Origin of the sequence: Pedobacter aquatilis (assembly GCF_030409415.1) — a bacterium.
GTDB lineage: Bacteria > Bacteroidota > Bacteroidia > Sphingobacteriales > Sphingobacteriaceae > Pedobacter > Pedobacter aquatilis.
In genome coordinates, this window is sequence record NZ_JAUFPW010000011.1 from 145,029 (window position 1) to 161,752 (window position 16,724).

A 16,724-nucleotide genomic window follows, 5' to 3' on the forward strand; every position below is an offset into this window, starting at 1 on the left:
TTAATGCCTGATACCTGGTGAATTAATAAATTACTTTCCGATACAAAGCATACGTTTAACGTTACCAGTATCTGCTGCTGTTACCATGCTAGCGTTTCCTAGTGCACGTTTACGTTTAGTGCTCATCTTTGTTAAGATGTGACTTTTGTATGCGTTGTTTCTTTTGATTTTACCTGTTCCAGTAAGCGAAAAACGCTTTTTAGCACTGGAATTGGTTTTCATTTTTGGCATAACCTGTTTTTTAATTTATAAACCTATTTTTATTTTTTTGCTACTTTAGGCGCAACCGTTAGGAACATACGTTTACCTTCTAATTTAGGTAATAACTCTACTTTTCCTACATCTTCCAAAGCCTGGGCAAATTTTAATAATAAAATTTCTCCCTGCTCTTTGTAAACGATTGCTCTACCTTTAAAATGCACATAAGCTCTAACTTTCTCTCCGTTCTCTAAAAAGCTTACTGCGTGTTTTAATTTAAATTGAAAATCGTGGTCGTTTGTATTTGGACCAAAACGAATTTCCTTAATAACCGTTTGCTTAGCGTTTGCTTTAATCTCTTTCTGTTTCTTCTTCTGCTCGTAAACAAACTTGCTATAATCAATAATTCTACAAACCGGAGGAACTGCATTTGGAGAAATTTCTACCAAATCTAATTCCAGTTCATCAGCAAGTGCCAAAGCTTTAGCCAAAGGATAAATCCCCGGTTCAACATTATCGCCAGCTAAACGCACTTCGGGCGATTTTATATACTGATTGATGTTATGTTCTGCTTCTTTTTTCTTAAAAGGTGGACGTGGTCCCCTGTTAAATCCTGGTCTTCCTAATGCCAATATTGTATAATGTTAATTTTTATTTAAACTGTTATTTCTTTTAATAATAAGCCGCTGAACTCTTCCAACGTCATTTCTCCTAAATCTCCCTCTCCATGTTTTCTGATTGAAACTTTACCTTCAGCCATTTCTTTCTCACCAATGATGAGCATGTAAGGGATTTTTTTAACCTCCGCATCGCGGATTTTGCGACCGATTTTCTCATCCCGAAAGTCAATCAGCCCGCGAATATCGGAATTATTTAATTCATCTAAAACTTTTTTTGCATATTCTTCATATTTTTCTGAAATAGGAAGAATAATAAATTGCTCCGGACTTAACCACAAAGGGAAGTTTCCGGCACAATGTTCTATCAAAACAGCAATAAAACGTTCCAATGAACCAAATGGTGCACGGTGAATCATCACAGGTCTGTGTTTTTGATTATCGCTACCAGTATATTCCAATTCAAAACGTTCTGGTAAATTATAATCAACCTGGATTGTACCCAATTGCCATTTTCTACCCAAGGCATCTTTGACCATAAAATCCAGCTTCGGGCCATAAAAAGCCGCCTCGCCATATTCTACAACTGTATTTAAACCTTTCTCAGCAGCAGCCTCGATAATTGCATTTTCAGAAAGCTTCCAGTTTTCATCCGAACCGATATATTTAGCTTTATTATCTGGATCTCTTAACGAAATTTGAGCAGTATAGTTTTCGAAACCTAAAGATTTAAATACATAAAGCACTAAATCTATAACTTTTTTAAACTCATCTTTAACCTGCTCTGGCATACAGAACAAGTGCGCATCATCTTGAGTAAAACCACGCACACGTGTTAAACCATGCAATTCGCCACTTTGTTCGTAACGATAAACAGTTCCAAACTCTGCGAAACGAACCGGCAAATCTTTGTAAGAACGTGGTTTTGTTTTATAAATTTCGCAATGGTGCGGGCAGTTCATCGGTTTTAAGAAGAACTCCTCTCCTTCTTGCGGCGTTTTTATCGGTTGAAATGAATCCTTACCATATTTTTCCCAGTGACCAGAAGTTACATACAAATTCTTATGACCAATATGCGGGGTAACCACTTGCTCGTAACCTGCTTTTGCTTGTGCTTTAGTTAGGAAATTTACCAAACGTTCACGTAAAGCTGTTCCTTTAGGCAACCATAAAGGCAAACCCATTCCAACTTTTTCAGAAAAAGCAAATAACTCTAATTCTTTTCCAAGCTTACGGTGATCACGTTTTTTAGCTTCTTCAATCATTGCCAGATATTCAGTAAGCTCGCTTGCTTTTGGAAAAGTTACACCGTAAATACGAGTTAACTGTTTTTTAGTTTCATCACCCCTCCAATATGCGCCTGCCACATTCATCAGTTTTACTGCTTTTACAAAACCAGTATTTGGAATGTGCGGACCGCGACATAAATCGGTAAATTGACCTTGAGTATAAAAAGTAATTTTCCCATCTTCCAAACCATCAATTAAATCAAGTTTGTACTCATCGCCTTTTTCTGTAAAATATTTTATTGCATCAGCTTTGCTAACACTTTCACGAGTAAAAGTTTCTTTCTGCTTAGCTAATTCAATCATTTTGGTTTCGATGGCTTTAAAATCATCCGAAGAAAATTCTTTATCGCCGAAATCTACATCGTAATAAAAACCAGTTTCAATTGCCGGACCAATACCGAATTTTGTACCCGGATAAAGCGCTTCTAAAGCCTCGGCCATTAAATGCGCTGATGAGTGCCAGAAAGTAGTTTTGCCCTCAGCATCATTCCAGGTTAACAATTTAACAGAAGAATCTGCTTCAATTGGACGAGTTGAATCCCAAACTTCGCCGTTAACTTCGGCAGCTAAAACGTTTCTTGCTAATCCTTCGGAAATTGATAATGCAATTTGATGGGCAGATGTGCCCTTTTCGTACTGACGAACGGAGCCGTCAGGTAATGTAATATTAATCATCTACAACTATGATTTTGTTCCTCATCAATCAGAAATATTGGAACGGTTTAAAAATAATGTTATTTCTAAATCACTTACTACGTGATTTTATTTGCTGCAAAGATGCTGTTTTTTCATCAGAAATGCAAGTTTGACCATTTTAATGACACGAAATCAGGCTGAAATTTAATCTTGTCAAACTTTGTTTTACATCCACTTATTTTGTAGATATTTACGAAGCGGAACATCAACAAATCTCATGATCAAGCATGAAAACAATATCAATACAATAAGATAAATTGGTACGGTAACTTTGAGTACCGACATTTCTGGTTTTGCTGTCATAAAATATGTTAGAAAGACCCAAATAAATGGATAGTGCGTCATGTATAATGGATAAGAAATCTCTCCGGAAAGCTTACAAAGCTTTTGTAATCTAGGCTTCACGGTTGCTCCGGCACCAAGCGCAACCAAAACAGGGAAATAAATTAATACAATTAATGGCTCTGTTAGCCAGTTATATTTATCATCAAAAGGAACAATAAAAGCCAAAAGTAGTAATGCTGATAAACCAAGAAAGCCTAAATTATTCTTGATTGCCCACTTAGAACGATAAACCAACATCCCAACTAAAAACGAATAAAAAACGCGTACGCCACCATCCCAAAATGTTGGGCCACTCCAACCGCCCATTAAATTGGTTGATTTAAAAGCAATGAAACAAATTAACGCAGCAGCGATAAAAGTAAAAATCTGTAAGGTATTGCGACTCAATCTGTACAAAACGAATACATAAAAAATATTTGCAACATACTCCCAAAATAGCGACCAAGCTGGTGCATTTAAATTGAATAAGTTGAAATAACGCTCAGGCATTAAAGGATAAGGAATAACAAATGCCGATGCTAAAAACATCAGAAACGTTTTACCAAAACCATAAGTAGAATAAAAATCACTAAAAGGATCTATTAAAAATGTCATTAACCCTAAAACCGAACCAATTACAACTAGTGGATGTAATCTGATTAACCTCAGTTTTATAAACTGCCATACACCAATTTGTTCTATTCTACTATCATAAGCATATGCAATAACAAAGCCTGATAGGCAAAAGAAAAAATCGACTGCCATAAAACTGTGCGCAATAAGGTTTTCTTTTGGAAGAAATATTATCTCTATGAAATGAAATAATACCACCGATATGGCGGCAATGCCCCTTAATCCATCTAAAATCTCGAAATGCTTTTTTGTTTTTAGTAATGAATTATCGTTTTGCATTTGGCTATGGCTAAAAATTTTGTTCAATAATAATCATTTTGTATTTGAGGCGAAAATCTGAAGATGTATTGATTAAGTGTAACCAAAAATATACTTTGAATTTATGATAAATTTCAATAAAAAAGCCTGCTCAAAATATAAATTGAGCAGGCTCTACTTTTTTTTTTTATGGTCCTGTTTTAGTTAACCATAATTACTCTTTGTCCGCCAGCGCCGCCAGGTCTATTATTTCCGTTTCCTCTGAAACGTTTCATCATGTTTTCCATTTTAACTTTATATTCTGCATCAGTAATTGGGGTTGCCTTTTTAGGTGCTGTAACATCTTTACTGCTAACATTTCTATATTCGATACTTTTGGCAATCGTACTATTTCCTCTTCCTTCGATAGCCAAAACAGTTCCTTCCGTCCACATATTTGGGTTTGGAGAAAAATCAAATCCTAAATCTTTTGTATACCAAATGTGTGTTTCTTCAGTAACATCTTTATCCATATCCAATATTTTAACTGAACGTGTAGATTTCACGATAACCTCATTACAGGTTAAACCTAAAATTTGTTTAGTTGCATCAGTTTTAACCACCTCAATTTTTGGTGGAACAACTGGTTTTGGTTTACTTGTATCGTTTGGATTATTTCTACCCATTCCCATTCCGCCAAATGTACCGATTGGACCCGAAGTATTTAGTTTTAAGCTGCTTGGCATAACATAAGTCGTATCACTTAAATCGAAAACTTCAACCAATTTCTTATCGGCAAAAGTGTAATAATATTCTCTATTGCCACCTGCACCTCCAAAACCTCTCATCATACGGCCCATTCCACCGCCGCCACCTCCAGCACCATTACTATCTTCGGTTTCTTCAACCGGCATATAACTTGCATTGGTTGCATTAAATAATAATTCGAAATTTGATTTACTTGTTGATGGCATTCTTGCAGCCATTTGTTCAGGAATTTTAACGCCACTTGCAGCCATCATCGCAGCCGGGTCTATCGTAGTTTCAAACTGTATTGCTCCAGAAGTTTTCTTTTGTGCATTTGCTACTGATGCAAAAGTTAAAACGCCTAATAAAGCGAAGATTGCTCTTTTCATTTTGTTATGTTTTGTTTGTTAGATATAAAACTTAAAGAAAGGTTTAACAAAGTTATTTCAATTTAACTTAAAGCTTGTTAAAAAGTGTTAAACACTTAGAAATCAGAGGTAATAATATTGTTAATATTCAGTGCTTTCTAACCAACCATTACACAAAACATCAGCAATATGCATGGTTTTGATGGGTAAATTATTTTTTTCGATGTAACCTTGAAGATGTAACAAGCAAGATAAATCTGTAGAAATAATATAGTCAGCTTGTTGGGCAAGCGCATGATTAACTTTTTGTTCTGCCATTGCAGAGGAAATAGCATCGAATTTTACGGCAAATGTGCCCCCAAATCCACAGCACATATCATTATCCGGCAATTCTAGCATCTCCAAACCATGTACTTTTGATAAAAGCTGACGAGGTTCATCTTTAATTTTACATTCACGTAAAGCACTGCAAGAATCGTGATAAACGGCTTTACCTTCTAATTCTGCACCGAAATAATCTTTTTTAGCTACATTGATTAGAAAATCAGACAGTTCCCAAATATTTGATTGTAAGCTGCGACATTTGTTATGAACGATTGTATTGGTAAATAAATCATTAAAACCACCTTTTACCATACCCACGCAAGATGCCGAAGGTGCAACAACATAAGTGTTTTCGGTAAAATCGTTTAAAAATTTAGTACCAACTTCTTTAGCTTCGTCCCAATAACCAGCGTTGTATGCAGGTTGACCGCAACAGGTTTGCTTTGAATTGTATTCGACATTGCAGCCTGATTTTTCTAATAATCTTAAAGTATTAAATGCGGTTTCAGGATATAATTGGTCTACAAAACAGGGAACAAACAATTCTACTTTCATCTATTATAATTACGATTCGAGCTACAAACTTACAATTTTACTTTTCTTTGCGCTCGATTTTCCTCAAGATTACTAAAAAGATTAAGCCAACAATAAAAAATGATGCCAAAGCAATGATGGATTGGCGCATATTGTGCGTGATTCCTTCTATAAAAGCAAAGCTGAATAAACCTATGACAATTGCTAATTTCTCTGTTGCATCGTAAAAACTGAAGAAAGATGCAGTATCTGTAGTATTTTCAGGAATATGTTTTGAATAAGTAGACCGAGAAAGTGACTGGATTCCACCCATAATTAAGCCTACTATTGCTGCCAACCCATAAAACTGATATTCTGTAGTAATAGAATAACCGTAAATGCAACAAGCTATCCAAACTAAAACCACAAGAATTAACACATTGATGTTACCCCATTTCTTTGCCAAAAGCGACATTAACCAAGCACCTAAAATTGCAACCAACTGAATAATTAAAATTACTGCAATTAAACTACCCGATTCTAATTTTAAAACTTTAGCACCAAAACCTGCAGCTGCAAGCATAATGGTTTGAACACCCATTGAGTAAAAGAAAAAGGCAAACAGATATGTTTTTAAAAAACTAATTCGTTTTAGCTGTTGCCAAACTTTTGCAAACTCGCCAAAACTACTTTTAACAATGCCCTTACCAACAGATGCCGGGTTTGGTATATCTTTTGGCAATGCTTTAAAAGGAATTTGAGCAAATAACAGCCACCAAATACCTACAAGTAAAAATGATATTTGTGCAGGTAATGATTTGTCAGTAATGCCAAAAAGCTCGGGTTTCAAAACAAATACGAAGCAAATTAACTGTAAAATTACGCTACCAACATAGCCGTATGAAAATCCTTGTGCACTTACTTTGTCCTGATTTTCGGTTGAAGCAATTATTGGTAAATAAGAATTATTAAACATAACACCGCCAACATAGCCCATTGCGGCTAAAACAAAGCATATTAGTCCAGCTTCTAAAGTCTCAAGCTTAAAAAAAAACAAACCCATGCAAGCAATTGAACCTACATATGTAAACAGTTTCATAAAGAATTTCTTTTTACCCTTTGCATCAGCATAAGAAGATAAAATTGGCAAAAGCACAACCATTATCAAATAAGCAAAAGCCAACGCATAGTTTGATAAAACAGTATTGATAAACGTTTTTCCGAAGAATGTAACCTCATCGCCATGCGCTTCGGTTGTGGTTACCGCTACATAATAAACAGGGAAAATTGTTGAAGTTATCACTAAGTTGTAGGCAGAATTTGCCCAGTCGAAGAAAGCCCATGAACGAATGGTTTTCTTATTATCTTTTTTTATCATTTGAATTTTCGCTTCGCGGATGATTACACTGATTGTTTGATTGTAATGATTTTACAGCTAAAGATAATACTTCTTTCCGTCAGTTTTAATCTTGCCGGCATCTAATAATTCGCGAATGGTATCGATACGCTCATTTTCAGAACCATTTTTTATGTTGATAACCAAATCATCTAAAATTAAGGCTTGTTGTTGAAGTAAGGAAACAATTTCAAATTCAATTTCATCGTTTAATTGCACCTCATTTTCTAGTCTTTTTTCTGCCAGACAAATATCACAAACACCGCATTTTGTAGTATTGTGTTCATCAAAATAATTAAGTAATTGTACGCTTCTGCAAATATTGGATGATGCATAACTAACCACAGCATTTATTTGTCTAAGCAGAATTTCCTTCCGAAGCTCTAAATATTTTACGTCTACATCGAAATGGTGCATATCAACCCTTGCTCTTATGTATTGCAATTGTGGCTGGTCTGTTTGTTGTATGTAAGTAAGCATTTCCATCGACTGTAATTTATCCAGAAATACTATAATTTCTTTATAAGATAATCCCGTTTTTTTTGCTAAATCTGATTCATTTATTTTAACAAAACCATCAAAAGCACCGCCGTAAGAACGTAAAATGGTTTTAATAATTCCATCATAAGCCTTGTTTTCAATCTGAAAACGGTACACATCTTCATGGCCGACAGTAAACATTAACCTTGATGGTAAGAAAACACTTTCTGAAAGAATCACATAACCATCGTGCTCTAAAAATTTTAATGCAGAAATTGTTTTTAAAACGCTAAAATTAAATCGTTTACAGAAATCAGCTATATCAAAAGTAAAAGTCAAGCCCTCACCTGCACCAAAAGCCAATTGAAAATAATTTCCTAAATAATGATAAACTTTTCTAATTTCATCCGGAGAAGGAAAGCTGTTTACATATCTGGTTTCCAAGCTTAAAATATCCGATTGATTGGCTAATAAAACAGCATAACTTCGATTTTCATCGCGTCCGGCTCTACCCGCTTCCTGATAGTAGGCTTCTAAACTTTCAGGCAAATCTAAATGAACCACAAATCGAACATCCGCTTTATCAATCCCCATTCCGAAAGCATTTGTTGCCACCATTATCCTGGTCTTGTTTAGCTTCCAGTCTTCTTGTTTTTGAAAACGAACATCACGCTCTAAACCGGCATGATAGAAATCGGCCTTGATTTGGTTTCTGTTTATGAAATTTGAAACCTCTGCAGTTTCTCGTCTGTTTCGAACATATACTAAACCAGTGCCTTTAACCTTTCTACAAATGTCAATTAGCTTTTTATATTTATCTTCCTTATTAAAAACAACATAGCTTAAATTATCTCGAGCAAAGCTTTTAATAAAAACTTCAGGGTTTTTCATCTCAAGCTTTTCGATGATGTCATGTCTAACAAAATCTGTAGCGGTGGCCGTGAGTGCTAAAACAGGTACATCAGGATGAATTTCCCTGAGCTTGGCAATTTGCTGGTATGGTGGACGAAAATCGTAACCCCACTGCGAAATACAATGCGCTTCATCAACAGCAATTAAATTAACATTCATGTAAGAAATTCGAACACGAACCAAATCTGATAATAATCTTTCTGGCGATAAATAGAGGAATTTTATCTTTCCATAAATGCAATTATCCAAAAGAATATCGATTTCCCGTTTGCCCATTCCTGCATAAATGGCAATGGCCTCAATCCCTTTCGACTTCAGGTTTTCTACCTGATCTTTCATTAAGGCAATTAATGGCGAAACCACGATACAGATTCCTTCTTTTACCAATGCAGGAACCTGGAAGCAAATAGATTTACCACCGCCAGTTGGCAATAAAGCCAAACTATCATTTCCTTCTAAAACAGAAGTAATAATATCTTGCTGCAAGGGTCTGAAAGCTTGATGTCCCCAATATTTTTGTAAAATCTCTATTGCTGTCATAAATCGGCGGTATCAAAACTATAAAAAAGCTTGTTATATTACTAAATTGCGCCACAATTAATCCAAAACTTTAATGAAAAAACTCTACTTTCTATCGGCACTCTCGCTCCTATTTTTTACTTCAAACGCACAGGAAAAGAAATGGGATGTAGAAAAATACATGGGAACAACCAAAAACTTCACCTTAAATACAGATGAAGGAACCTGGATGAATCTGGATGTAAGTCCAGATGGTCAGGAAATTGTTTTTGATTTACTGGGTGATATTTATACCATGCCAATTGCAGGCGGACAGGCTAAATTAATTAGTGGCGGTATCGCTTACGATGTACAACCTCGTTTTAGCCCTAACGGAAAGTATATTTCTTACACGAGCGATAAAAATGGTGGTGATAATATTTGGATTATGAGCCGCGATGGTTCGAATAAAAAGCAAGTTACCAAAGAAAGCTTTAGGCTTTTGAATAATGCAACATGGATGCCCAATAGTGAATATATTGTGGCTAGAAAACACTTTACAGCAGGTCGTTCTCTAGGTGCAGGCGAAATGTGGATGTATAATATTAATGGCGGTGACGGTGTTCAGTTAACGAAACGCAAAAACGACCAGCAAGATGCAGGAGAACCAAACGTTTCGCCCGATGGCAGATTTGTTTATTTTAGCGAGGATGTTACGCCAGGACCAAATTTTGAATACAGTAAAGACCCAAATGGAACGATTTATGCCATTCGTCAGCTGGATTTAACAACTGGTAAATTAACAACGCTAATTAACGAACAAGGTGGAGCTTGCCGTCCGCAAGTTTCTCCTGATGGAAATTTAATTGCCTTTGTAAAACGTGTTCGCTTAAAATCTACTTTGTATGTTCAAAATATAAAAACAGGCGAAGAGTGGCCTGTTAACGAAGATTTATCTCACGACCAACAAGAAACGTGGGCTATTTTTGGTGTTTATCCAAACTTTGCCTGGACGCCCGATAGCAAGAGTTTGGTGTTTTATGCGAAAGGAAAAATCAGAAAAACCGAATTGGCTACATTAATCACTTCGACCATTCCTTTCCAAGCAAATACAGTTCAAACCGTACAGCAAGCTTTACATTTCGAACAAAATGTTTTTAGCAATGATTTTTCGGCTAAAATGCTTCGCCAGTTAACAACATCACCTGATGGCAAAACAATCGTTTTTAACGCTGCAGGTTATTTATATAAGCAAGAATTGCCAAACGGAACACCAGAAAGATTAACAAGTGGTTTGGATTTCGAGTTTGAACCAAACTTTAGTCCGGATGGAAAGTACGTAATTTACACCAGTTGGAGCGATGAACTTCGCGGAGCGATTAAAAGAACAGATTTAAAATCGGGCAAAACGATAACGCTGAGTGATGAAAAGGGCTTTTATTATTCACCGCAGTATTCTACCAAAGGTGATAAAATCGTTTTCAGAAAAGGAAGTGGAAATGATGTTTTAGGCTATAATTACGGTCGCGGAACCGGTATTTTTATCATTGCTGCAAATGGTGGTGCTAAAACATTGGTTTCTGAAAATGGAATTAAACCATCTTTCAATAATACTGATACCAGAATTTATTTTCAAAGTTTTGCTGAAGGAAAAAAGGCTTTGAAAAGTATTGATTTGAATGGAGCGAATGAAAGAACTCACTTTACTTCTCAATATGCAAATCAATTTGTTGTTAGTCCTGATAATAAATGGCTGGCCTTTAACGAGTTGTTTAATGTCTACATCACGCCGATGATCAATGTTGGTGTGGCGCAAGATGCATCTGCAGGAAACAAAGCAATTCCTGTAGCTAAAGTTACAACCAATGGCGGTACATATATGCAATGGAGCGCAGATAGTAAAAATTTACATTGGACTTTAGGACCAAAATATTTTACCATTGATGTAAATAGTGCTTTCAATTTTGATGGTACAACTCCAAAAACACAAGCTTCATCAATTGATATCAATCTAACTTTAAAATCTGATGCGCCAACTGGAATTGTAGCATTAAAAGGTGCAAGAATAATTTCAATGAAAGGCGATGAAGTTATTGAGAATGGAACCATCTTAACGGATGGAAATAAAATTACGGCAATTGGAAAAGCTGATGCGGTTACAATTCCTGCAAATGCAAAAATTATCGATGTAACCGGCAAAACCATTATCCCTGGGATTGTTGATGTGCATGCACATTTACGCACCAGTCCGGATGGAATTACGCCACAAAGTGATTGGAGTTATCTGGCTAATCTGGCCTTTGGGGTTACCACTGCTCACGACCCATCGAGCAATACGGAAATGGTTTTTAGTCAAAGTGAAATGCTTAAAGCTGGCCGAATGATTGGACCAAGGGTTTATTCAACTGGTGGAATTTTGTACGGTGCCGATGGCGATTTCAAGGTTGTGATTAACAGCTTAGATGATGCCTTGGCAAACCTAAAACGCCTAAAAGCTGTAGGTGCATTTTCAGTAAAATCATACAATCAACCTCGTAGAGAACAACGCCAGCAAATTTTAGAGGCTGCCCGTCAATTAAAAATGGAAGTGGTTCCGGAAGGTGGTTCCACATTTTTTCACAATATGAATATGGTTGCTGATGGACACACCGGAATTGAACACAGCATCCCGGTTTTACCAGTTTATAAAGATGTAACCACGCTTTGGAACAATACCACTGTTGGTTACACACCAACTTTAATTGTTGCTTATGGCGGTCAGTGGGGCGAAAATTATTGGTATGATAGAACTAATGTTTGGGAAAACGAAAAGTTAATGACGTATACACCTCGTTCGATTATTGATTCGAGAGCAAGACGTAGAACAACTTCAGAATATAGCGATTACAATCATATCGACATTGCAAAAGCAACTAAACAAATTGCTGATGGTGGCACAAAAGTTAACCTTGGCGCACACGGACAAATTCAAGGTTTGGGCGCACATTGGGAATTGTGGATGTTTGTACAAGGTGGATTTTCACCCTTACAAGCCATAAGAAATGCAACTTTAAATGGTGCACATTATTTAGGAATGGATAAAGAAATTGGTTCGTTAGAAGTTGGAAAATTAGCGGATATGGTTATTATGGATGCAAACCCTTTGGATGATATCCGTAATTCAGAGAAGATTAAATATGTAATGATTAATGGGCGTTTATACGATAGCGCAACGATGAATGAGATTGGAAGCCGAGACAAACTTCGTGGAAAATTATGGTTCGAAAATGCAAAAGGCACAGGTTACATTATTCCAAATGGAGAATCAGAAACCTGGACTTATACCGTTCCGCATTGCGATTAGGTTTTAACATTGGAAAGAACTTAAGATTCATTTAGGACAATAAGCTTAAATGAATCTTAAATTTCTTGAAAGGTTAATTTTAGCCACTCATACTCGCTTAAAGTACTCCAATTTATACATTATGGATACCAAGATTAAGCTAATAATACAGCTGCAGGGATACCTAATTTTTGATGAAACAACTTTGCAATGCGTAAGGTAAGTGGCTTTTTACCATTTAGCAAAGCAGAAACATAACCCTTACTTCCTATCAAATCAACTAAATCTTTGTTGATTAAACCTTTTTCTTCCATCTTTAATTTCACAACCTCTAATGGGTCGGGGAATGGAATTACATAATGCAAATCTTCATATTGTTTAATAAGCAATAATGCAATTTGTAGTTTTTGTCCATCTTTGCTATCAGGATGTACAGATAAATCAAATTGCTCATCAACCCAATTTAATAGATTATGATATTCCTTTTCTGTATTAATTATTTGTAAATCCATCTTTATGATTTAAATTTTACTGTAGCCACATCAATTTCATCATATTCTTTATGGGTGCCGAACCATTTTATCTGGATGGTTTTATATAGAAAAACAATCCTTATAACTAATCTATACTTATTGCCCATAATATTTATAACTACCCTGTCATCACCAACTAAACTGGCATTGCCATAAATGCTTTTTAGTTCCTGAAAATTCTTAAAGCTTGTAGTTAAAAATTCATAATACCATTCGAAAAGCGCATTTTTAGCTTTCGGATAGATTTTACTGTAATCCAAAAGGGTTTTTCTGTTAATGATATTAAACATATAATAGTTTTCTATTAGAAAACAAATATACAAAGTTCTCTGGTGGAAAACAATTTTCAAATTACAACACCAACAATCCAAACTCTCTCAAAGTGTTAATCGGTTTCGAATACCAGAATAATTCAAAGTTTTCCATATCCTTTTCAAAATCAGTTTTTACTTCTTGAAATGAATAAATTTTATCTCCAGAAACTTTTATTTTATCTAGAATGGAAACCAACCATTCTCCTTCGGTTTTGCTGGTCTGAACGGTAAAGCTTTCTTTTTTATCATGAAAAGTTAGTGAAGCCATTTCCCAGGAATTGCCTTTTTTAGTTTTAGTAAAAAAATCAGCATTAGGTTTGCTACCTAACCAAACCACCTTTGCAGTAGGTTTTGTGTTGAAGTTATTATCTTCATTTATGGCTTTCTCAATAAAATCAGAGGGTATTTTTGTTCGTGGAATTTTAAAATCGAACCAATCTTGCAAGTCATAATCAAAGCAAATTCCATGCATAAAGTTGAAAAGCGATTTCTTCAATCCGAAGCTAAATTTGTTGTGGTCGATGCCAGTTTTATCCGTGTAATTAATGTCGTTATTCGCAAAAGTTCCAATCACTTCTGTTTCCTTAACCACGCCAAATTTTTCAGGATACATGCCTACAGGACTATGCGCTGTCATGGCAAACTGATGCCAAAAACCAGATTGCAAAATCCCAGCTTCAAATAATTGGCGAACCATTTCCAAACTATCAACCGTTTCCTGAACCGTTTGCGTTGGGTAACCGTACATCAAATAGGCATGCACCATGATGCCCGCTTCGGTAAAATTTCGAGTTACTCTTGCAACTTGTTCAACCGTTACGCCTTTGTCTATCAGTTTCAATAACCTATCAGATGCCACTTCTAGACCACCAGAAACGGCAATACAGCCAGAAGCTTTCAGTAATAAACATAAATCAGCAGTAAAACTTTTTTCAAAGCGGATGTTTGTCCACCAGGTTACAGCTAATTTTCTTCGCAGGATTTCCAAAGCTACTTCACGCATTAATGCTGGTGGTGCGGCTTCATCCACAAAGTGAAAACCATTCTGACCAGTTTTTGTGGAAAGTTCTTCTATCCTATCTACAATTTGTTTCGCCTGAACAGGTTCATAAACCTTAATATAATCTAAAGAAATATCGCAGAACGTACATTTGCCCCAATAACAACCGTGAGCCATCGTAAGCTTATTCCATCGTCCATCACTCCACATCCGATGCATTGGATTTACAATTTCGATTACGGAAATGTATTTATCTAATAACAAACCCGAATAATCAGGTGTACCAACATCAGCTTGCTTATAATCTTTTCTAAAAGAATCGTTCTTGTAAGCTACTTTGTCATTTTCGAGCAAGAATGTACGCTTGTACATTTGCATTTCAGATGGAACATTTCCGCTAATATTTTGAATCAGTAATTCAATCGGTAGTTCGCCATCATCCAACGTAATGAAATCGAAAAACTCAAAAACACGTTTATCCGAAAGGGAGCGTAATTCAGTATTTGGGAATCCCCCACCCATAGAAATTTTAATTTCTGGATGGTATTTTTTAACCCATTGTGCCGAACGAAATGCACTATATAAGTTCCCTGGAAAAGGAACTGAAATCAAAAATAATTTTGGTTGAACGGATTCTATATATTCTTTCAAAATAGAAATCAGAATGTTATCAATGTAACTTGGCTCCTGGCACAACGCATTGTAAAGCTCATCAAAAGAGTTCGCACTTCTGCCCAAACGCTCCGCATATCTACTAAAGCCGAAGTTTTCATCTACACATTCTACGATGAAATCAGAAATATCTTCGAGATAAAGCGTGGCTAAATGCTTGGCTTTATCTTGCGTTCCCATTGCGCCAAAAGCCCAATCCAATTCTTCTAATTGCGCAAATCTAGAGGCTTGAGGTAAGAAATTATCTCCACAAATTTGTAGTGCTAAAGTTGGATTTTTGCCTTGGAGAAAATCAATAACCGAATCAATTGTTTTTAAGTATTCATCTTGTAAGGCTAAAATTCTTTTAGAATTTGGACTTGAAGCACTTCGACTATGCTCTGCCTTAAAAAATATATCAATCAAACCTTGTTTTGAAAACATTTTAAGAATCACTTCTATTCCCAAATCGGCCTGAGTTGAAGATATATTTTTTGTGTTTAGAAAGCCTTTTATATACGCTGTTGCTGGATAAGGAGTATTCAGTTGGGTAAAAGGTGGCGTTATGATAAAAAGTTCTGTCTTCAAAAGAAATATTTAAAGTGCAAAAGTAAGGGAATTTTAGGAGTTATCCGATTCGTAATCTCTGTCATTTCGAGGGAAGCCGAGAAATCTTTGTAATTAGCTTATCCGTTTCAAAGATTTCTTCATTTCGCTGCGCTGCAGTCGAAAAGACGGCACTTCGAGAGTTATGCTAAACTAAATCAATAAAAAACACGTTTTACAAATACATCAACGCCATTTACATAATATGAGATTTTTGCTATTCCTTTTATTGATAATTTTTGCTGAAATCTCTTTCGCTCAGAAATCATTTATTTTCCCAAAAGTTAAATCGCAAGGTTTAATAGCAGAAGATTTAAAACCTGCAAACTGGACTATCATTGAAACCGCAAATGGAGACTTAAACAATGACGGCGTTGAAGATTTGGTCCTTGTATTTGAATCGAATAAAATTACAGATGAGACAAGAACTTATGGCGATAACAACTCCGAAATCATAAAAGAAACGCAAAAGCCACGAATTTTAGCGATTTATTTTAAGGATAAAACGAATGGAGAATTTCGGTTATCCATGCAAAATAACGATTTTATCTTACGGTCACAAGAGGGCGGCAAACTTGGAGACCCGCTTAACCAAATCGGAATTAAAGACCAACAATTGTATTTGCGGTTTCAGGGTGGTGCCGAATGGCGTTGGGAAATGGGTTATACTTTTAAATTCGAAAATAAGGATTGGTTTTTAACTAGTGCGATTAATCTCTATTTCAACCAAAATACTGGCGATATGACCGAAAGAATTTACGATTTTAAAACCCGTGAATTATTTACAACGGTAGGTAATTTACATCGACGTGATGTGGCAAATCGAAAAAGTAGCGAGGTATTATATTTTAGTCAGTTGAGAACTTTTAAGACTTTTAAAAAGCCATGGGCATGGGAAATTATGCCTAATGTTTATTTGTAGTTAATAAGCTTTTTGCCACGGAAACACGGAAGTCACTGAAAATCTTATTATAAGCAAATCGTCATTGCTTGGCACAAGCAATCCTAATGCTTTTGCTAATAATTTTCTATAAATGAGATGCTTTGTACATCGCAATCACTAGAG

Annotated in this window: 13 protein-coding genes; 2 read left to right on the forward strand and 11 right to left on the reverse strand. The window is 35.7% G+C overall.

The genetic code is table 11. From position 1 onward, the window contains the following. Positions 1-30 precede the first annotated feature (30 nt). From rpmI to QWY86_RS03775, 8 genes are all read right to left on the reverse strand, one after another. A complete protein-coding gene (gene rpmI / locus QWY86_RS03740) occupies positions 31-231 on the reverse strand; it encodes a 50S ribosomal protein L35 (protein WP_056872807.1) in 201 nt (66 codons plus the stop codon). A gap of 29 nt (positions 232-260) precedes the next feature. Further along, positions 261-830, reverse strand: a complete 570-nt coding sequence (gene infC / locus QWY86_RS03745; RefSeq protein ID WP_051691975.1) for a translation initiation factor IF-3 — start codon at positions 828-830, stop codon at positions 261-263. A 23-nt stretch (positions 831-853) separates the two neighbouring features. Then, positions 854-2,779, reverse strand: coding sequence for a threonine--tRNA ligase (gene thrS, locus QWY86_RS03750; protein WP_290238915.1), 1,926 nt, complete (start codon positions 2,777-2,779; stop codon positions 854-856). 186 nt (positions 2,780-2,965) lie between these two features. After that, positions 2,966-4,063, reverse strand: coding sequence for an acyltransferase family protein (locus QWY86_RS03755; protein WP_353958891.1), 1,098 nt, complete (start codon positions 4,061-4,063; stop codon positions 2,966-2,968). A gap of 152 nt (positions 4,064-4,215) precedes the next feature. After that, a complete protein-coding gene (locus tag QWY86_RS03760; RefSeq protein WP_290238917.1) occupies positions 4,216-5,130 on the reverse strand; it encodes a hypothetical protein in 915 nt (304 codons plus the stop codon). A 120-nt stretch (positions 5,131-5,250) separates the two neighbouring features. Continuing rightward, positions 5,251-5,988 (reverse strand): (Fe-S)-binding protein, encoded by a 738-nt coding sequence (locus QWY86_RS03765; RefSeq protein WP_290238919.1) that lies wholly within the window; start codon positions 5,986-5,988, stop codon positions 5,251-5,253. Positions 5,989-6,025: 37 nt separating this feature from the next. Then, on the reverse strand, positions 6,026-7,324 hold the full coding sequence (locus tag QWY86_RS03770; protein WP_290238921.1) for an MFS transporter: 1,299 nt from the start codon (positions 7,322-7,324) through the stop codon (positions 6,026-6,028). Between the two features lie 57 nt (positions 7,325-7,381). After that, positions 7,382-9,274, reverse strand: coding sequence for a RecQ family ATP-dependent DNA helicase (locus QWY86_RS03775; protein WP_290238923.1), 1,893 nt, complete (start codon positions 9,272-9,274; stop codon positions 7,382-7,384). Positions 9,275-9,347: 73 nt separating this feature from the next. Between QWY86_RS03775 and QWY86_RS03780 the strand changes: the two genes are divergently transcribed. After that, positions 9,348-12,575 carry an amidohydrolase family protein gene (locus QWY86_RS03780; protein WP_290238926.1) on the forward strand — a complete coding sequence of 1,076 codons (3,228 nt, stop codon included), beginning with the start codon at positions 9,348-9,350 and terminating at the stop codon, positions 12,573-12,575. 134 nt (positions 12,576-12,709) lie between these two features. Here the strand turns inward: QWY86_RS03780 and QWY86_RS03785 are convergent, their stop codons facing one another. The 3 genes from QWY86_RS03785 to QWY86_RS03795 form a co-directional block, all read right to left on the reverse strand. Next, the gene (locus QWY86_RS03785; RefSeq protein ID WP_290238928.1) at positions 12,710-13,066 is read right to left on the reverse strand and encodes a helix-turn-helix domain-containing protein; all 357 of its coding nucleotides are present in this window, start codon (positions 13,064-13,066) and stop codon (positions 12,710-12,712) included. 2 nt (positions 13,067-13,068) lie between these two features. After that, complete coding sequence (locus tag QWY86_RS03790) at positions 13,069-13,377, reverse strand: type II toxin-antitoxin system HigB family toxin (RefSeq protein ID WP_290238930.1); 309 nt, start codon at positions 13,375-13,377, stop codon at positions 13,069-13,071. Positions 13,378-13,438: 61 nt separating this feature from the next. After that, a complete protein-coding gene (locus QWY86_RS03795) occupies positions 13,439-15,640 on the reverse strand; it encodes a B12-binding domain-containing radical SAM protein (protein WP_290238932.1) in 2,202 nt (733 codons plus the stop codon). 223 nt (positions 15,641-15,863) lie between these two features. Between QWY86_RS03795 and QWY86_RS03800 the strand changes: the two genes are divergently transcribed. Further along, complete coding sequence (locus QWY86_RS03800; protein ID WP_290238935.1) at positions 15,864-16,580, forward strand: hypothetical protein; 717 nt, start codon at positions 15,864-15,866, stop codon at positions 16,578-16,580. Positions 16,581-16,724: the final 144 nt, after the last annotated feature.